The sequence below is a fragment of the Albimonas pacifica genome, from assembly GCF_900113695.1.
GTDB lineage: Bacteria > Pseudomonadota > Alphaproteobacteria > Rhodobacterales > Rhodobacteraceae > Albimonas > Albimonas pacifica.
In genome coordinates, this window is the sequence record NZ_FOQH01000001.1 from 646,099 (window position 1) to 662,231 (window position 16,133).

Below are 16,133 nucleotides of genomic sequence, written 5' to 3' on the forward strand. Positions count from 1 at the left end.
TTGCGCTTGACAGGCGGGGCGGGGGCGGGGCCTCTCGGGTCCATGCCGAGCTCGCTCTACGTCCCGCCCCCCGGCCTGACCATCCGCCCCGCGACCCGCGAGGAGTTCGCGACCGCCGTCGACTGGGCGGCGGCGGAGGGGTGGAACCCGGGCCTCGACGACCTCGACGCCTTCTTCGCCGCCGACCCGCGGGGCTTCTGGATGGCCTGGAAGGACGGAGCGCCGGTCTCCTGCATCTCGGTGGTGCGGGTCTCGGCCGACTTCGGCTTCCTGGGCTTCTACATCGCGCGGCCCGAGGCGCGCGGCGCCGGACTGGGCCTCGCGATCTGGGAGGCCGGGATGCACTATCTCGGCGAACGGACGGTGGGCCTCGACGGGGTGCCGGCCCAGCAGGAGAACTACCGCAAGTCGGGCTTCGAATGGGTGGGGCGCAACGTGCGCTTCACCGGGACGCCCGCGGCGCTGCCCCCGGCGCCCGCGGGGATCGAGATCCGCGCGGCCGAGCCGGGCGACCTGCCGGCGATCCTGGCGCTGGACCGGGCCTGCTACGGCGCTCCGCGCGACCGGTTCGCGGCGGGCTGGATCCTGCCCGCGCCGGGCGTGCGCCGCCGCTCGCTCGTCGCGATCCGCGACGGGGGGCTGGCGGGCGTGGGCACGATCCGCGACTGCCGCGCGGGCTTCAAGATCGGCCCGCTCTTCGCCCCCGACCCGGAGGCGGCGCGCGGGCTCTTCGCCGCGCTCTGCGCGCTGGCGCCGCCCGGCGCCGCGGTCAGCCTCGACGTGCCGGAGGCCAACGCCCCCGCCGTCGCCATGGCCGAGGCCGCGGGCCTGGTCCCCGCCTTCGAGACCGCGCGCATGTACCGGGGCGAGGCGCCGGACCTGCCCGTCGGCTGGACCTGGGGCGTGACCACCTTCGAACTCGGCTGAGGCGGTCCGATTACCTCGCGGGTCATCGACGCGGCCCCCCTCGCGGCCCTAGCCTCCGGTCCCTGCAGCCGGAGGCCGATCCCATGACCGCATCCCCCCAACCCAGCGTCGGCGACCACCTTCGCGCCTGGCGCAGGCGGCGGCGGATGAGCCAGCTCGCCTGCGCGCTGGAGGCCGAGATCTCCCAGCGCCACCTGTCCTTCGTCGAGTCCGGACGCGCGCGGCCCAGCCGCGAGATGCTGCTGCGCCTGGCCGACTGCCTCGAGGCGCCGCTGCGCGAGCGCAACGCGATCCTGCTCGCCGGCGGCTTCGCCCCGGTCTACCCGGAGCGCCCGCTGGACGCGCCCGAGATGGCCGCGGCCCGCGCGGCGGTGGAGCGGATCCTGAAGGGGCACGAGCCGTTCCCCGCGCTCGCCGTCGACCGGCGCTGGACGATCCTCGCGGCCAACGCGGGCGTCGCGGCGATGCTGGCGCTGGTCGAGGACGCCTCGCTGCTGGAGGGGCCGGTGAACGCCCTGCGCGTCACCCTGCACCCCGGCGGCCTCGCGCCCCGCATCGCCAACCTGGCCGAATGGCGCGCCCATGTGCTGGAGCGGCTGCGCGGCCAGGCGGCGCTGGCGCCGGACCCCGAGCTCGACGCGCTGGTCGAGGAACTGGCGGCCTACCCCGCCCCCCGCCCCGCGCCGCGCCCGCATCCGGACCCGCTGGGCGGCGTCGCCGTGCCGCTGAAGCTGGTGATGGGGGGGCGGGAGCTGTCGTTCCTCTCCACCACCACCGTCTTCGGAACGGCGGCGGAGGTGACGCTGTCGGAACTGGCGCTGGAGTGCTTCTTTCCCGCCGACGAGGCGACGGCGCAGGCGTTGCGCGGGGCCTGACGGCCGCCGGCCCCGCGAGGCCGGCGGCCGGAGGTCTCAGGCCGGCTGCGGGGCGCGGGCGGCGGCGCGGCCCTCGGCCCAGGCGAAGGCGGCGACGAGGGCGGCCTGCGCCAGCACGAAGGCGGCGCCGAGCGCGGAGGGCGAGGTCAGGGCCAGGACCCCGAGGCTCGCCGCCGCCCAGGCCCAGTTGCCGATGACGATCAGCGCCACCAGAGGGCGGGCGGGCCGGCGCATCGCCAGCGCCATCAGCCCCGCGCAGGGGAACAGGGCCAGGCCCGCGCCCAGCAGCAGCGCCGGCGGCAGGCCGAACAGGGCGCCCAGCGGGCCCGCGCCCAGGCTCAGCGCCAGCCCGCAGACCAGGCAGGTCAGCGCGTCGAGCCGCAGCAGCGCGCGCAGGGAAAGGCTCTCGGTCATCTCTCGTCTCCTTCTTGGATCGGGACGGGAGGAGCCTCGCGCAGGCGCGGAGTCGGGTCGATTACGTGGCAGGTCGTCGTCGCGCGGCCGGCGCAGGGCCCGGCGCCGGCCGCCTCAGAACAGGAAGTCGCCGGCGTCGAGCGCCGAGGCCTCCACCCCCTCGAGCAGCAGGCGCGCGTCGCCGTCGCGGATCAGGGCGCCGTCGGGCCGCTCGCGCAGGCGCAGGCCGGCGAAGCCGTCGGCGCCGGAGAGGACCTCGATCCGGTCCTCGCCGGGCGTGAAGTCGGCGACCGCGTCGCGCCGGCCCTCGGCCTCGTCCAGAACGAAGAGGTCGGCGCCTCCGCCCCCGAGCAGCCGGTCCCGGCCGTCGCCCCCGCGCAGCCGGTCGTCGCCTCCGCCGCCCGCGAGCCGGTCGCGTCCCGCCTCGCCGTCGAGCGCGTCGTCCCCGCGCCCGCCCGCCAGCCGGTCGGCGCCCGCGCCCCCCGCGAGCCGGTCGCGCCCCAGGCCGCCCCCCAGGAGGTCCGCGCCGGGCCCGCCGCGCAGGTCGTCGGCGCCCGCGCCGCCCTGCAGCCGGTCGCCGCCGCCCAGCCCCGCCAGCAGGTCGTCCCCGCCGCCGCCCCTGAGCCGGTCCGCGCCCCCGTCGCCGGCCCGCAGGTCGTCGCCCGGTCCGCCCGGATCCGGAGACGGGCCGTAGAGCGCCGCCGCCCGGATCGCGTCGCGCAGCGTGAGGTCGAGCGCCGCCCCCGCGAAGGCGTTCATCAGCGAGCCGGCGCGCGGGTCGTGGCCCAGCCCGAGCGCGTGGCCGATCTCGTGCGCCAGGATCGCGTAGGCGTTCACCTCCTGCGATCCGAGCGGGTCGTGGGCGGGGTCGAGGTTCCAGCGCTCGGCCGCATCGAGGCGGACCGCGGCGCGCAGCTGCTCGCCGCCCCGGCGGCTGGAGAGGGTCTCGGCCAGCGTGCCGCCGGGCCCGTCGAGCGCGCTCCACCCGATCTCGATCAGCGCCGCGTCGTCCCCGGCGAAGGCGAAGCGGACGTCGGCGACGGCCGCCCAGGCGGCGAAGGCGCGGGCGGCCAGCGCCTGCAGGCCGGGGTCGGTCAGGGGGGCTGCGAAGTCGTTGAAGCCGTTGGGCGCGGCGAAGGACCAGGTCACGGTCCCGCCGGGCGTGCCGTGGGGCAGGCCGCTCCACTTGCTGGCATGGACGTCGATGCGGGGCATCGGCTCTCCTGCTCGGCCGGCGGGCCGGGTTGCAATCGGCGGGCGGGCGGGCTTCTCTCGACCGCGTCGCGCCCCGAGCGTTAGCGGGCCCGGGGGCGCGCTTCAAGAACAGGCCGGCGGGGAGGATGCGGGATGACCGAAACGCGGACGATCGTGATCACGGGGGCGGGCTCGGGGATCGGGCGGGCGACGGCGCGGCGGTTCCTGGCCGCCGGCTGGAAGGTCGCGCTGGCGGGCCGCAGGCGGGAGGCGCTGGAGGAGACGGCGGGCGGGGCGCCGGGCGCGCTCTGCGTGGCGACCGACGTGACCGATCCCGCGCAGGTCGCCGCGCTGTTCGACGCGGCCGAGGCCGCCTTCGGGCGCATCGACGTGCTGTTCAACAACGCCGGCATCTTCACCAGGTCGGCCACCATCGACGAGACGCCGCTCGACGACTGGTTCCGGTCGCTGAACGTGAACCTGACGGGCTCGGTGCTCTGCGCGCGGGAGGCCTTCGCGCGGATGCGCCGGCAGGATCCCAAGGGCGGGCGGATCATCAACAACGGCTCGATCTCGGCCCAGTCGCCGCGGCCGGGGTCGTTCCCCTATTCGACCACCAAGCACGCGATGACGGGGCTGACCAAGGCGCTGTCGCTCGACGGGCGGCCCTTCGACATCGCCTGCTGCCAGATCGACATCGGCAACGCCGCCTCCGAGATGACCGAGGCGATGGGCAAGGGCGTGCCGCAGGCCGACGGCTCGGTGCGACCCGAGCCGCTGATGGACGTGGAGCACGTGGCGGACTCGGTCCTGCACATGGCCTCGCTGCCGCTGAGCGCGAACATGCAGTGGCTGACGATCATGGCGACGAAGATGCCGCTGATCGGGCGGGGCTGAGGGGGCTCAGCCGTTCCCGTAGTTCAGGGCGCGGATCATCTCGTGGGTGTCGGCCATCTGGCGGGGCGTCAGCAGGGCCGGGCCGCCGATCTGCAGGGCGAGGTGGTGCTGGCGGGCCAGCGCCTCGAGCTCGACGGCGATCGCCATCGCCTTCTCCAGCGTCGGCCCGCAGGCGAGCAGGCCGTGGTTGGCGAGCAGGCAGGCGTTGCGCCCGGCGAGCGCGGCGAGCGCCGCGTCGCTCAGCGCCTGGGTGCCGAAGGTCGCGTAGTCCGCGCAGCGCACGTCGTCGCCGCCGAAGAGCGCGACCATGTAGTGCGAGGCGGGGATGCCCCGCCGGGTCATCGCCAGCGCCGTGGCGTAGGGGGCGTGGGCGTGGACGACCGCGTTGAACTCCGGCCGCGCGCGAAGGATGTCGCGGTGGAAGCGCCACTCGGAGGAGGGCGCCCTGGGGCCCTCCGCGTCCTCCCGCCCGCCCGAGAGGGGCATGCGGGCGATCATCTCCGGGCTCATCGTCGCGTAGGGGATGCCCGAGGGGGTGATCAGCATCGCCTCCCCCTGGCGGACCGAGAGGTTGCCCGAGGTGCCCTGGTTGAAGCCGGTGGCGTTCATCGCCAGGCAATGGTCGATGATCGACCGGCGCAGGGCCGTGTCCTCGGCCGGGGTCGGGGCCTTCGGGGCGGCCTTCGTCGCCTTGGTCTTGGCGGGCTTGGCGGTCTTGTCGGCGGGCATGGGCAGGGGTCTCCGCTGGGGCGGCGCGAAGATGGACGGGGGGCGGGCGGCTGTCCAGACGGGCGCGGTCCGGGGGCGCCCTGGCGCCCGCTGCGCGGACGCCTCGCCCGCCCGCCGGACCTGCCGCGGGAGCGGAGCCGGGCCGGCGCGCCTGGGCCGCGCGCTCGGGGCCGCGGGCCGCGCGCTCAGGCGGCGAGCGTCTGGGCGGCCATCCAGGCGTCGAGCGCCTTGATCTCCTCCGCGCTGAAGCGCAGGCCGAGGCGGGAGCGGCGGAACAGCACGTCCTCGGCGGTGCGGGCCCATTCGTGCGTCATCAGGAAGCGCACCTCGGCCTCGGTCAGGTCCCAGCCGAAGCGGGCGCCGAGGTCGGTGTCCTGCGTCGCGTCGCCGAGGAGCTTGCGGGCCTCGGTCCCGTACATGCGCGCGAGGCGGGTGGCCCAGCGCGCGGTCAGGAAGGGATGGGCGGCGCGCAGCTCGGCGACCAGCGCCGGGACGCCGTCCCAGGGCATGTCGCCGCCGGGCATCGGCGCGTCATGGGTCCAGGGGCCGGTCATCTGCGGGAAGCTGGGCTTCAGCTTCTCCAGCGCCGCCTCGGCGAGCTTGCGGAAGGTGGTGATCTTGCCGCCGAAGACGTTGAGCAGCGGCGCGCCGCCTTCGTCCTCGAGCTGCAGGACGTAGTCGCGGGTGGCCTGGGTCGCCGACTTGGCGCCATCGTCGTAGAGCGGGCGCACGCCCGAGTAGGTCCAGACCACGTCGTCCTTCTCGATCGGCCTCGCGAGATACTGGGAGGCGACCTCGCGCAGGTAGTCGGCCTCCTCGTCGGTGCAGACGGCTTCCGAGGGGTCGCCCTGGTGGTCGCGGTCGGTGGTGCCGATCAGGGTGAAGTCGTCCTCGTAGGGGATCGCGAAGACGATGCGCCCGTCCGAGGTCTGGAAGATGTAGGCGCGGTCGTGGTCGAAGAGCTTCTTCGTCACGATATGCGAGCCGCGCACCAGGCGGATGTGGGCGGGCGCGTTGCGGCCGAGGCGATGGCGCAGGACCTCGTCGACCCAGGGGCCGGCGGCGTTGACCACGGCACGCGCGCGGATCTCGCGGATCGCGCCGTCGGGGCCTTCGAGGCGCAGGCGCCAGGCCTTGTCCTCGCGCACGCCGCCGACGAGGCGGGTGCGGGTCTCGATCACAGCGCCGCGGGCGGCGGCGTCGCGGGCGTTGAGCACCACCAGGCGGCTGTCCATCACCCAGCCGTCGGAATACTCGAACCCCTTGGTGAACTCGGGCTTCAGGGGCTTGCCGACTTCGGCCTTGCGCAGGTCGAGGGTCTTCGTGGCGGGCAGGATCTTCCGGCCGCCCAGGTGGTCGTAGATGAAGAGGCCGATGCGCAGCAGCCAGGCCGGGCGCAGCCCTGGGTGGTGGGGCAGCACGAAGCGCAGGGGCCAGGAGATGTGGGGCATGGCGCGGATCAGCGTCTCGCGCTCGATCAGCGCCTTCCGCACCAGGCCGAACTCGTAGAACTCAAGGTAGCGCAGGCCGCCGTGGAAGAGTTTCGTCGAGGCCGAGGAGGTGGCTTGGGCGAGGTCGCCCGCCTCGCACAGGTGCACGCTCAGGCCGCGGCCGGCGGCGTCGCGGGCGATGCCGGCGCCGTTGACGCCGCCGCCCACGACGGCGAGGTCGTAGGTCGGGATCGCGTCCGGGGCGTGGGCGGTGTCGGCGTCGGTCAAGGCGGTCTCCTCGCTGGCGGGGCGGCCGTGCGCTGCAGCCAAGCACGGATGTAGGGCGGGGTAAACCGCAGACACGGGCGGACTAGCGCCGCAGGCGGTCGGCGGGACGGCTCTGTCGCGGGCTGCGCCCGCGAGGCGCCCGCCCGCCGACCCCGTCGCCGGCGCTCCCCGGGGGGGCGGGGTCGAACGGCGTGGCGTAGGGCACGGCGCGGGCGAAGGCCTGGGCGAAGTCGAGGCCGCGCAGCGCCATCAGGATCGCCCGGATCGGGCCGGCGTGGCACAGCAGCAGCGCCCCCGGCGGCGCCTCGGCCAGCGCCTGCGCCGTGCGCGCGGCGAGAGCCTGGAAGCTCTCCCCGCCGGGCGGGGCGCGGCGGACCGGATCCTCGGCCCAGGGGTCGCTCTCGGCGCGGGGGATCTCGGACCAGCGCCGGCCCTCCCAGGCGCCGAAGTCGAGCTCCTGCAGGCGCGGATCCTCGATCACCCCGGCGCCCAGGGCCCTGGCCAGGCGGCGGGCGGGCTTGAGGCAGCGCGGCGCGGGGCTCGTCACCACCGCCGCGGCGGCAAGGCCGGGGGAGAGCGCGTCGATCCGCGCCTCCCACCCCGGCGCGAGGCCCGGGTCGTGGCGGCCGTAGCACAGGCCCGGGGCCGCGGCGGTGCGGGGGTGGCGCATGACCAGGAGCGACATGCGCCTCAGCCGGGCAGGAGGGCGGCGAGGACCAGCAGGGCCGCGATCTCGCCCGCCTGCTCCATCGCCCCGAGGCCGTCGCCGGTGTAGCCGCCCAGCCGCCGCAGCAGCCGCGCCAGCACCGCCGTCGCCGCGAGATAGGCCGCGGCCAGCGCCGCCAGCCCGGCCCAGCCCGCGGCCGCGCCGCAGACCAGCGCGGCGAGGAGGACCGAGGCCGGGAACGCCCCGCCCGGCATTCCCCCCGCGACGGAGGCGGCCGCGCCCTCGGCCCGCGCATAGCCTGCGAAGCGGATTGCGGGGATCATCGCCGCGCGGCCGGCGGCATGGGCGGCGACGAGGGCGGCGAGGCCCTCCATCGGGGCGAAGGCGGCCAGCGCGCCGGCGCGCGCGAGCAGGCCGAGGCCGATCCCGGCGGCGCCGTAGGCCCCGATGCGGCTGTCGCGCATGATCTCCAGCGCCCGCTCGCGGGTGAAGCCGCCCCCGAGCCCGTCGAGCGTGTCCGAGAGCCCGTCCTCGTGCAGCGCCCCGGTCAGCGCCATGCCCGCGGCCAGGGCGAGCGCCGCGGCGGCCAGCGGCGGCAGCGCCAGGGCGGCGGCGGCGAAGACCAGGCCCGCGCCCAGCCCCACGAGCGCCCCCGCCACGGGAAACCAGCGCGCCGCCCGGGCCAGCCGGTCGGGCCCGTGCCCGGCGGCGGCCGACGGGATCGGCAGGCGGGTGAGGAACTGCAGCGCGTAGCACAGCAGCGAGGCCTCCTCCCCCAGCCGGCCGAGCGCGCCCGCCCGCGGCGGCGCGGCGTTCTGGGGATCGGGATCCTGGGGATCGGACATGGGGCCTCCGGCGTCTCGGCCCCCTCTCTACCAGCCGTCGCGGCCCGCGCCAGCCCCGGCGCGGAGCGCAGGGCCGGCGTGGGGCCCGCGGGGGCGGCCCGACGGCGAGGTCGCCCTGCGCCCGGACGCGGACCTCGCCTGCCGCGACGGGGTCGGCGGGCGGGCGTCCCGTCCCGCGCAGCGGGGCGGCAGCGCCCGTCGACCCCGCGCCGCCGGCCTCCCGCGCCGGCCGGCGCGTCGCGGCTCGGCGCCGTCTGGCGCGCGCCGCCCGGCTCGCCTAGTCTCCCCTCCGACCCGACGCCCGGCGCGAGGAGCCCGCCATGCCCTTCTACGACCCGAAGATGCGCGAGCTGCAGGACCGCTACGAAGGCCGCGCCGTGCCCGACCGGCTGGAGCAGGTCCGCCGCCACGACGTCTTCACCGAGGCCGATCTCGCGATGATCGCCCAGGCCCCGTTCTTCTTCCTCGCCACCTATTCCGAGACCTCGGTCGACTGCTCCTTCAAGGGCGGCGCGCCGGGCTTCGTGCGCGCGACCGGGCCGAACACGCTGGAATTCCCCGACTACGACGGCAACCGCATGTACCGAAGCCTCGGCAACATCGCCGCCACCGGCCGCTGCGGGCTGCTGTTCATCCGCCTCGACGGCGCGCGCTTCGACGGCTCGGCCGCCCGCATGCGGATCTCGGGCCGCGCCGAGGTCGACGACAGTCCCGAGGCGATCGAGGGCCTGCCCGGCGCCCGCCGCCTGGTGCGCGTGACCGCCGAGCACATCTTCCCCAACTGCCCCCGCTACATCCCCGACATGGGCGCGGCCGAGCCCTCGCCCCACGCGCCCCGCCCCGGCCACACGCCCCCGGAGGCGGCGTGGAAGTCGGCCGAGTGGATGCGCGACCTCTTCGAGGACGAGGGCTGAGGCCGCCGATGCCCCCGCCGCCCCGCGACCCGGACGAGGCCCATCCGCCGCCCGAGGGGCCGGGCGGCGCCCGGCTGCGCACCGGCTTCACCACCGGCGCCTGCGCGACCGCCGCGGCCAAGGCCGCCTGGCGGGCGCTGCTGGGCGGGGGCTGGGAAGATCCGGTGACCATCGTCCTGCCCCGCGGCCAGACCCCCCGCTTCGCGCTGGAGACCCGCGCCCTCGCCCCCGACCACGCCCACGCGGCCGTGCGCAAGGACGCGGGCGACGATCCCGACGTCACCCACCTGGCCCTGATCGAGGCGCGGGTGCGCCGCGGCGCACCCGGTTCGGGCGTGACCTTCCGCGCCGGGCACGGCGTCGGCACGGTCACCCGCCCCGGCCTGCCGATCCCCCCCGGCGAGCCCGCCATCAACCCGGTCCCCCGCAAGATGATCGAGGAGGCGATCGCCGAGGTCTCCGCCGAACTCGCCCAGGCCCCCGACGCCGAGGTCGAGATCTCGATCCCCGGCGGCGAGGCGCTGGCGGCGAAGACCTGGAACCCGCGGCTGGGGATCGTGGGCGGGCTCTCGGTGCTGGGCACCACCGGGATCGTGCGGCCCTATTCCTGCGCGGCCTGGATCGCCTCGATCCACCGGGGCGTGGACGTCGCGAGGGCGGCGGGGCTCGCGCATGTGATGGGCGCGACCGGCGCCTCCTCCGAGGCCGCCGGGCGGGCGCGCTTCGGGCTGCCGGAGCACGCCTGCCTCGACATGGGGGATTTCGCGGGGGGGCTGCTCAAGTATCTCGCCCGCCATCCGGTGGCGCGGCTGACGCTGGCGGGGGGCGCGGCCAAGCTCGCCAAGCTGGGGCAGGGGGCGATGGACCTGCACTCCTCCCGCTCCCAGGTGGATTTCGCCGCGCTCGCGGCGCTGGCCGGCGCGGCGGGGGTGGCGGGGGCGGAGCGGATCGCCGCCGCCAACACCGTGCTTCAGGCGCTGCAGGAGGCCGGCCCGCAGGCGCCGGCGCTGGCGCAGGCCATCGGCCGCTCCGCCGCCGCCGCCGCGCGCCGGGCGCTGGGCGAGGCGCCGGTGGCGGTGGACGTGCTGGTCTGCGACCGCGCCGGCGGCGTGCTGGCCTTCGTGGAGGCGCAGGAATGATCTCGCCCGGCGCGGCCCCGTCCCGCCCGGGGCCGGCGTCCCGCCGTCCGGGCGCACGCCCCGCCCGCCCACCCGCGCGCGCCCGGACGGCGGGACGCCTCGGGCAGCCCCCGAAGATCGACCGTGGCCGCTGAGCCGCCGCGGCTGCTGGTGCTGGCCGGCACCGCCGAGGCGCGCGCCGTGCTCGAAGCGCTGGCCCCCGCCGTCGCCGAGAGTCGGCTGCGGGTCCTCGCCTCGCTCGCCGGCGCCACCCGCGCGCCCCGGCCGCTGCCGGTCGAGACCCGCCGCGGCGGCTTCGGGGGCGCCGAGGGGCTGGCGGCCTTCCTGCGCGCCCGGCGCATCGACGCCGTGCTCGACGCCACCCATCCCTTCGCCGCCCGGATCAGCGCCAACGCCGCCGCCGCCTGCGCCGCGGTCGGGGCGGCGCGCGCCCAGCTCCTGCGGCCGGGGTGGGACGGGCCGGCCCGCCGCTTCCCCGACCTCGCCTCGGCGCTCGCCGCCGCCCCCCCCGGCGCCCGGGTGCTGGCGGCGACCGGGCGCGCCTCCGCCCCGGCGCTGCAGGGGCGGGGCGACCTGGAGATCCTGCTCAGGGTGGCCGAGAGCGGCCCCCCGATCCCGGGCGTCGAGACCCTCGTCTCCCGCCCGCCCCACGCGCCCGAGGCCGACCGCGCGCTGATGCGCGGGCGCGCGATCAGCCACCTGCTCGCGCGCGACTCGGGCGGCGCCGACGGCGCCAAGCTCCACGTCGCCCGCGAGCTGGGAATCGAGATCCTGCTGGCCGAGCGTCCCCCGGCCGAGCCGGGCGCGGTCCTGCCGGGGGCGCCCGAGGCGCTGGACTGGGTGCTGGAAACGCTGGTCCTCGGCCGCTAGCCGCGGCGCGCGGGGCCGCGATGGGGTCGGCGGGCGGGCGCCTCGCGGGCGCAGCCCGCGACAGAGCCGTCCCGCCGGCGCCGGCCTTACTCGCCCTCGCCGAAGCGGCCGGCGACCAGCGCCTCCAGCGCATCCATCAGCTGCTCGGCCTCGGGCCCCGAGGTCTCGACCTCGATCTCCTCGCCCTGGGCGGCGGCGAGCATCATCAGCCCCATGATCGAATCGCCCGAGACCTCCATCCCGTCGCGCCGCACGAAGGCGCGGGCGTCGTGGGATTCGACCACGTTCACGAACTGGGCCGACGCGCGCGCGTGCAGACCCTTGCGGTTGACGATCGCCAACCGCCGCGCCGTCGCGGCGGTCACCGTCTCAGGCCCGCATCTTGCGCCGCGCGGCGAGGATCCCGCCCGCGCTGTCGAGATACTTGCGCGCCGCCTCCAGCGCGTGGTCCACCGCCTCCTCCAGCGGCATCCCCCGGCATTTCGCCAGCTTCACCAGCAGCGGCAGGTTGGCGCCGTAGACCACCTCGGCCCGCGGCCGCGACAGCGCCCCCATGGCGAGGTTCGACGGGCTGCCCCCGAACATGTCGGTGATCAGCACCACCCCGTCGCCGCAGTCGACCTCCTCGGCCGCCGCGTCCACCTCGGCCTGGCGGGCGCGCAGGTCGTCCTGCGGCCAGATGCCGATCGCCCGCGCCCGTTCCATGGGGCCGACCACGTGCTCGGCCGCCGCCAGCAGCTCCGCCGCCAGGCCCCCGTGGGCCACGATCACCACGCCGATCATGCCGCGCACCCCTGCGCGGCCGTCTTGCTCTTCATGCCGTCCTCCCGAGCGCCGCGGCTCCTGCCGCGGCTTTCCCCTTGCGTTCCCCGCCGCCGCCGATGGCGGAGGCGGGCCCCTGCGCGTGTGATTCCCTTCGCGGCCGCCGCCGCCCGATCCGTTCCACGCGTCGCGCCGCCCCCGGCGCCCGCGCCCCCAAGACCCCCTTCCCTCATGCCGCGGCCCGGTCCAGTTCGCGGTGGCGCACCGTCGCGGGCCAGCCGGCCTCGGCCAGGCGCGCCGCCAGGTCCTCGGCCACCGCCACCGAGCGATGACGCCCGCCGGAGCACCCCAGGGCCATACAGTAATAGGCCTTACCTTCGCGTCTATAGGCCGGCAGCAGCAGCAGGGTCAGCTCGGTCACCCGCTCGACGAAGGCGGCGTAGAGCGGGTCGCGGCGCACATGCTCGGCCACCGCCGGATCGCGCCCGGTCAGCGGCCGCAGCTCCTTCTGCCAGTGGGGATTGGCGAGGAACCGGCAGTCGATCACCGTGTCCGCCTCGCGCGGGGCGCCGCGCTTGAAGCTGAACGACTGGATCGACAGCGACAGGCTCCGCCGCGCCCCCGGCGTCGCCAGATGCGCCAGACGCGCCTTGAGGTCGTGGGGCGAGAGGTCGGTGGTGTCCAGCACCAGGTCCGCCTTCTCGCGCACCGGCCACAGCAGGTCCCGCTCGCGCGCGAGCCCCGCCTCGGGGCTGTCGTCGGGGGCGAGCGGATGGCGGCGGCGGGTGGTCTTGAAGCGATCCAGCAGCGCCGTGTCGGCGCAGTCGAGGAAGATCAGCACCGGCGCGAGGTCGCCGCGCGCCCGCAGCGCGTCGAGCCGCGCCAGCAGGGCCGGGGCCGAGAAGCCGCGGGTCCGCACGTCCAGCCCCAGCGCCACCGGGCGGGGGTCCTGCGGCTCGGACCCGCCCTCGGGGAACAGGCGCTCGATGAAGCTCAGGGGCAGGTTGTCGATCGCCTCGTAGCCCATGTCCTCCAGCACGCGGATGGCGGTGGAGTTCCCGGCCCCGCTCATCCCCGTCACCAGGGCGAGGGGGATGGGGGCCGCGCAGGGCTCGCCCGCGCCGGAGGCGTCGGGGCGGGAGCGGGGATCGGAGCTGTCAGCCAGGGTCATGCCTAGGGCCGTGTCGCGTCCTTGAAACTCGGGTCTGCGGCGCCCGCGGGGGCGCCTGCCTGAAAGCGGCGCCCTCGCGGACGCCAAGCGGTCGACGCCGCCCGGAGGGGCGAGGCCGGGTGCGGCGCCGGAGCCGGCCGCCGCGGGTTCGCTGCGCCGCAAGCATGCGCCGCGGCACGCGCGGGGGCAAGGGCGTGCCGCAGTGCGGCGCCGAAAATCGCGCATCGCGGCGCCGGCGTCCCGCAGGGCGGTCCCCGGCGCCTCCGGCCCGGCCCCCCGCAGCCGGCGCGCGGACTTCTCATGCCCTGTCGCATGGCGCAGGAGATAGGGCGCCCGGCGCCGCAGCCGCAGGCCGGTCAAGCGAAGGTGACGGGCGGTGATGGGGGCGGACCGGGGGGCAGGGCGCGGCGCCCTGCGCGCCCCTTCGCTGCAGGCGAGGCGCGGGCCGCCGCGTCGAGCGCGCCGCGGGTCAGGGCGCGTGGCGGCGCCCGCCGGCGAGCAGCAGGGCGAAGAGCGCGGGCGCCGAGGGCTGCAGGATCAGCGGCAGGTCGACGCCCAGCAGGCGCAGGCGGCGCAGGGGCGGCAGGCGCTCGGGTTCGGGCCGCGAGAGGTCGACGGCCGCGACCACCCGCGCCTCGGCCAGCGGGTGCAGGGGGATCAGCCCCACGCCGCGCGCCTCGATCAGGCCCGCGATGGCGGCGGGGGCGGAGGCGGCGAGGCCCGCGGGTCCCGCGCGCAGATGGCAGCGGTCGTCGGCGACCAGCCGCGCCCCGCGCGAGATCAGCTCCAGCGCCAGCGAGGATTTCCCGGCGCCCGAAGGGCCCAGGATCAGCGCCGCCGCGAAGCCGGCCGCCGCCTCGCCGCCCTCCGCCTCCGGGGTCAGCGCCACGCAGGAGGCATGCAGCGTCGCGATCCCCTGCGCATCGGGGCGGGCCGCGGCGGCCGCGGCCGCGGCGGGGGAGAGGGGCAGGTCGGCGGGCGCCGCCCCGTCGGGGGCGCGAGGAGGCAGGCGGCTCATCCCGGGCGGCGGCGGGCGCCCCGGCGCGCGGGGGAGCGGGGCCGCCCGGCCGCGGCCTTCGCCGCGGCGGCGGCGCCTGCGGGGCCCGGCCCCCGGCTCACCCCGGAAGCTCCACCACGAAGCGGGCGCCGCGGCGGTCGTGGCCGGCGGGGCGGATGTTCTCGGCCGAGATCCGGCCGTTGTGCGCCTCGACGATCTGGCGCGAGATCGCGAGGCCCAGGCCCGAGTGGTTGCCGTAGGCCTCGGTGTCGGGGCGCTCGGAATAGAAGCGCTCGAACACCGACTCGAGGTTGTCGTCGGGGATGCCGGGGCCCTCGTCCTCGACCGTCACCCGGATCCGGCCGTCGCCGCCGCGGGCGGCCGCGACGCGGATCTCGGAGCCCTCGGGCGAGAAGCTCAGCGCGTTCTCGATCAGGTTGACGAAGACCTGGGCCAGCCGGCCCTCGATGCCGCGCATGCGGATGCTCTCGTCCACCGCCTCGTCGCGGATGCGCACCGCGCGCTCCTGCGCCTTGGGCTGGGTGAACTCGACGATGGTGGTCAGCAGGTTGGAGAGCTCGAAGGGCTCGCGCTCCTCGCGCACCAGCTCGGCGTCGAGGCGCGAGGCGTTGGAGATGTCGGTGACCAGCCGGTCCAGCCGCGCCACGTCGTGGTTCATCACCTTCATCAGCCGCAGCTTGTCGGCCTCGGTGCGCGCATAGCCCAGCGTCTCGACGGCGGAGCGCAGGGAGCTGAGCGGGTTCTTGATCTCGTGCGCCACGTCGGCGGCGAAGCTCTCGGTCGCCTCCAGGCGCTGGTAGAGCGTGTCGGTCATCCGCTTCAGCGCGCCCGAAAGGTGGCCGATCTCGTCGCCGCGGGCGGACATGTCGGGCATCTCCACCCGGCGCTTGCCGCGCTCGCCCTGCTCGGCGGCCAGCGCCGCCTGGGCCAGGCGCTCGATCGGGCGGCCGATGGCCTTGGCCAGCAGCACCGAGAGCACCATCGACACCGCCAGCGCCACCAGGAACACCTGCAGGATCGAGATCCGCTCCGAGCGCACGATGGCGTCGATGTCGCCGCCCTCGGTCGAGAGCACCAGCGCGCCATGGACCTTGCGCAGGGTCTGGATGGGGACCGAAACCGAGACGATCAGCTCGCCGCGGGCGTTGACGCGCTCGCCGCGCGCGACGGCGCCGCCCAGCGCGGCGTAGACCTCCTGCATGCGCGCGACGCCGCCCAGGATCTCGGTCGCCACCGGCTCGCGCGCGTCGCCCAGCGCCACGTCGCGCAGGAAGCGGCCGGCGCGCTCGATCCAGGCCATCGGCCCGTCGGGGTCGTCGAAGCGCGAGGCGGGCAGGGTCTCGGTCTGGACGCCGCCGGTGTGACCGGCGGCGAGGTGGGTGTCCACCATCAGCCGCGCGCCGCGGTCGAAGATCTGGGCGCGCACGCGGGCGGGCTCGATCACGCGCGAGAGCACGACCTGCGCCTTGGGCGGGTCGATGCCGAGCGAGCCGTCGTCGCGCCCGGCGGATTCGGCCAGCGTGATGGCGATGATCGCGCCCTGCGTCTCCAGCGCCTGGGTGCGCAGCTCGATCAGCTTGCCGCGGAAGTCGTTCAGCGCCAGCACGCCCGCCACCAGCAGGCCGAGGCCGATGAGGTTGAACGAGACGATGCGCCGGGTCAGGCGCGAGGGCGTGCGCGGCGGGGCCTGGTCGTCGTCCTCGCCGTCGGGATTGCGGCGCAGGCGCGCCTTGCGGCGGGCCTCGCGCAGCTCCGCCGCCTTGGCGGCGCGCCGTTCGGCGCGGCCGGGCTTGGCGCTCGCATGGCGCGACGAGGCCGGCGCCTCCGCGCGGGGCGCGGCGTCCTCGGGCTCCTCCTCCGGCGCGGCGGCGGAGGGAGAGGCGGCCGCCCCGCGCCCGCCGTCGGCGCTCTGCTGCGTCCCCGGATCCTCGCCGGCGCGGCGTCCTGCGGACGACGTCCTGTCGGCCCCCTCGGCGACGTCCCTCATGCCCGC

General features: G+C 76.9%; 17 protein-coding genes. 6 read left to right on the forward strand and 11 right to left on the reverse strand.

Features of this window, described 5'->3' with window-relative positions; all coding sequences use genetic code 11:
• Positions 1-42 precede the first annotated feature (42 nt).
• Together BM064_RS02625 and BM064_RS02630 are read left to right on the forward strand one after the other, a co-directional pair.
• Positions 43-927: a GNAT family N-acetyltransferase gene (locus BM064_RS02625; protein WP_092857518.1), complete on the forward strand. Its 885-nt coding sequence runs from the start codon at positions 43-45 to the stop codon at positions 925-927.
• An 83-nt stretch (positions 928-1,010) separates the two neighbouring features.
• Positions 1,011-1,802, forward strand: coding sequence for a helix-turn-helix domain-containing protein (locus BM064_RS02630; RefSeq protein ID WP_092857520.1), 792 nt, complete (start codon positions 1,011-1,013; stop codon positions 1,800-1,802).
• 36 nt (positions 1,803-1,838) lie between these two features.
• On the opposite strand, the gene BM064_RS02635 is transcribed toward BM064_RS02630, so the two are convergent.
• Both BM064_RS02635 and BM064_RS02640 read right to left on the reverse strand, forming a co-directional pair.
• Positions 1,839-2,216, reverse strand: a complete 378-nt coding sequence (locus tag BM064_RS02635; RefSeq protein WP_092857522.1) for a hypothetical protein — start codon at positions 2,214-2,216, stop codon at positions 1,839-1,841.
• 114 nt (positions 2,217-2,330) lie between these two features.
• Positions 2,331-3,431, reverse strand: coding sequence for a matrixin family metalloprotease (locus BM064_RS02640; protein ID WP_092857524.1), 1,101 nt, complete (start codon positions 3,429-3,431; stop codon positions 2,331-2,333).
• Between the two features lie 132 nt (positions 3,432-3,563).
• Here BM064_RS02640 and BM064_RS02645 point away from each other — a divergent pair, with 132 nt between their 5' ends.
• Positions 3,564-4,307 carry an SDR family oxidoreductase gene (locus BM064_RS02645; protein ID WP_092857526.1) on the forward strand — a complete coding sequence of 248 codons (744 nt, stop codon included), beginning with the start codon at positions 3,564-3,566 and terminating at the stop codon, positions 4,305-4,307.
• Between the two features lie 6 nt (positions 4,308-4,313).
• Here the strand turns inward: BM064_RS02645 and BM064_RS02650 are convergent, their stop codons facing one another.
• The 4 genes from BM064_RS02650 to BM064_RS02665 form a co-directional block, all read right to left on the reverse strand.
• Positions 4,314-5,036 carry a class II aldolase/adducin family protein gene (locus tag BM064_RS02650; protein ID WP_092857528.1) on the reverse strand — a complete coding sequence of 241 codons (723 nt, stop codon included), beginning with the start codon at positions 5,034-5,036 and terminating at the stop codon, positions 4,314-4,316.
• Between the two features lie 185 nt (positions 5,037-5,221).
• Entirely contained in the window at positions 5,222-6,754 is a 1,533-nt protein-coding gene (gene glpD / locus BM064_RS02655) for a glycerol-3-phosphate dehydrogenase (protein WP_092857530.1), read from the reverse strand.
• Positions 6,755-6,836: 82 nt separating this feature from the next.
• Complete coding sequence (locus BM064_RS02660) at positions 6,837-7,439, reverse strand: histidine phosphatase family protein (protein WP_092857532.1); 603 nt, start codon at positions 7,437-7,439, stop codon at positions 6,837-6,839.
• A gap of 5 nt (positions 7,440-7,444) precedes the next feature.
• Entirely contained in the window at positions 7,445-8,266 is an 822-nt protein-coding gene (locus BM064_RS02665) for an adenosylcobinamide-GDP ribazoletransferase (protein ID WP_092857534.1), read from the reverse strand.
• A gap of 320 nt (positions 8,267-8,586) precedes the next feature.
• On the opposite strand from BM064_RS02665, the gene BM064_RS02670 reads away from it, so the two are divergent.
• The 3 genes from BM064_RS02670 (at position 8,587) to BM064_RS02680 (ending at position 11,189) form a co-directional block, all read left to right on the forward strand.
• Positions 8,587-9,180: a pyridoxamine 5'-phosphate oxidase family protein gene (locus BM064_RS02670; protein WP_092857536.1), complete on the forward strand. Its 594-nt coding sequence runs from the start codon at positions 8,587-8,589 to the stop codon at positions 9,178-9,180.
• Between the two features lie 8 nt (positions 9,181-9,188).
• The gene (locus BM064_RS02675) at positions 9,189-10,319 is read left to right on the forward strand and encodes a cobalt-precorrin-5B (C(1))-methyltransferase (protein WP_092857538.1); all 1,131 of its coding nucleotides are present in this window, start codon (positions 9,189-9,191) and stop codon (positions 10,317-10,319) included.
• A gap of 123 nt (positions 10,320-10,442) precedes the next feature.
• The gene (locus tag BM064_RS02680) at positions 10,443-11,189 is read left to right on the forward strand and encodes a precorrin-6A/cobalt-precorrin-6A reductase (protein ID WP_092857540.1); all 747 of its coding nucleotides are present in this window, start codon (positions 10,443-10,445) and stop codon (positions 11,187-11,189) included.
• Positions 11,190-11,275: 86 nt separating this feature from the next.
• Here BM064_RS02680 and BM064_RS02685 read toward each other — a convergent pair whose 3' ends face one another.
• The 5 genes from BM064_RS02685 to BM064_RS02705 all read right to left on the reverse strand — a co-directional run bounded on the left by BM064_RS02685 (position 11,276) and on the right by BM064_RS02705 (position 16,127).
• Positions 11,276-11,554, reverse strand: coding sequence for an HPr family phosphocarrier protein (locus BM064_RS02685; RefSeq protein WP_092857542.1), 279 nt, complete (start codon positions 11,552-11,554; stop codon positions 11,276-11,278).
• A gap of 4 nt (positions 11,555-11,558) precedes the next feature.
• The gene (locus tag BM064_RS02690; protein WP_092857695.1) at positions 11,559-11,972 is read right to left on the reverse strand and encodes a PTS sugar transporter subunit IIA; all 414 of its coding nucleotides are present in this window, start codon (positions 11,970-11,972) and stop codon (positions 11,559-11,561) included.
• Positions 11,973-12,180: 208 nt separating this feature from the next.
• Positions 12,181-13,122 carry an RNase adapter RapZ gene (gene rapZ, locus BM064_RS02695; protein WP_092857544.1) on the reverse strand — a complete coding sequence of 314 codons (942 nt, stop codon included), beginning with the start codon at positions 13,120-13,122 and terminating at the stop codon, positions 12,181-12,183.
• A 469-nt stretch (positions 13,123-13,591) separates the two neighbouring features.
• Positions 13,592-14,140: an HPr kinase/phosphorylase gene (locus BM064_RS02700; RefSeq protein WP_092857546.1), complete on the reverse strand. Its 549-nt coding sequence runs from the start codon at positions 14,138-14,140 to the stop codon at positions 13,592-13,594.
• Positions 14,141-14,237: 97 nt separating this feature from the next.
• Positions 14,238-16,127, reverse strand: coding sequence for a sensor histidine kinase (locus BM064_RS02705; RefSeq protein ID WP_092857548.1), 1,890 nt, complete (start codon positions 16,125-16,127; stop codon positions 14,238-14,240).
• Positions 16,128-16,133: the final 6 nt, after the last annotated feature.

Bases quoted from the DNA above. Each gene is read 5' to 3' on its own strand.
- BM064_RS02625 (WP_092857518.1), top strand. From the start codon at position 43: ATGCCGAGCTCGCTCTACGTCCCGCCCCCCGGCCTGACCATCCGCCCC.
- BM064_RS02630 (WP_092857520.1), top strand. From the start codon at position 1,011: ATGACCGCATCCCCCCAACCCAGCGTCGGCGACCACCTTCGCGCCTGG.
- BM064_RS02635 (WP_092857522.1), bottom strand. From the start codon at position 2,216: ATGACCGAGAGCCTTTCCCTGCGCGCGCTGCTGCGGCTCGACGCGCTG.
- BM064_RS02640 (WP_092857524.1), bottom strand. From the start codon at position 3,431: ATGCCCCGCATCGACGTCCATGCCAGCAAGTGGAGCGGCCTGCCCCAC.
- BM064_RS02645 (WP_092857526.1), top strand. From the start codon at position 3,564: ATGACCGAAACGCGGACGATCGTGATCACGGGGGCGGGCTCGGGGATC.
- BM064_RS02650 (WP_092857528.1), bottom strand. From the start codon at position 5,036: ATGCCCGCCGACAAGACCGCCAAGCCCGCCAAGACCAAGGCGACGAAG.
- BM064_RS02660 (WP_092857532.1), bottom strand. From the start codon at position 7,439: ATGTCGCTCCTGGTCATGCGCCACCCCCGCACCGCCGCGGCCCCGGGC.
- BM064_RS02665 (WP_092857534.1), bottom strand. From the start codon at position 8,266: ATGTCCGATCCCCAGGATCCCGATCCCCAGAACGCCGCGCCGCCGCGG.
- BM064_RS02670 (WP_092857536.1), top strand. From the start codon at position 8,587: ATGCCCTTCTACGACCCGAAGATGCGCGAGCTGCAGGACCGCTACGAA.
- BM064_RS02675 (WP_092857538.1), top strand. From the start codon at position 9,189: ATGCCCCCGCCGCCCCGCGACCCGGACGAGGCCCATCCGCCGCCCGAG.
- BM064_RS02690 (WP_092857695.1), bottom strand. From the start codon at position 11,972: ATGATCGGCGTGGTGATCGTGGCCCACGGGGGCCTGGCGGCGGAGCTG.
- rapZ (WP_092857544.1), bottom strand. From the start codon at position 13,122: ATGACCCTGGCTGACAGCTCCGATCCCCGCTCCCGCCCCGACGCCTCC.
- BM064_RS02700 (WP_092857546.1), bottom strand. From the start codon at position 14,140: ATGAGCCGCCTGCCTCCTCGCGCCCCCGACGGGGCGGCGCCCGCCGAC.
- BM064_RS02705 (WP_092857548.1), bottom strand. From the start codon at position 16,127: ATGAGGGACGTCGCCGAGGGGGCCGACAGGACGTCGTCCGCAGGACGC.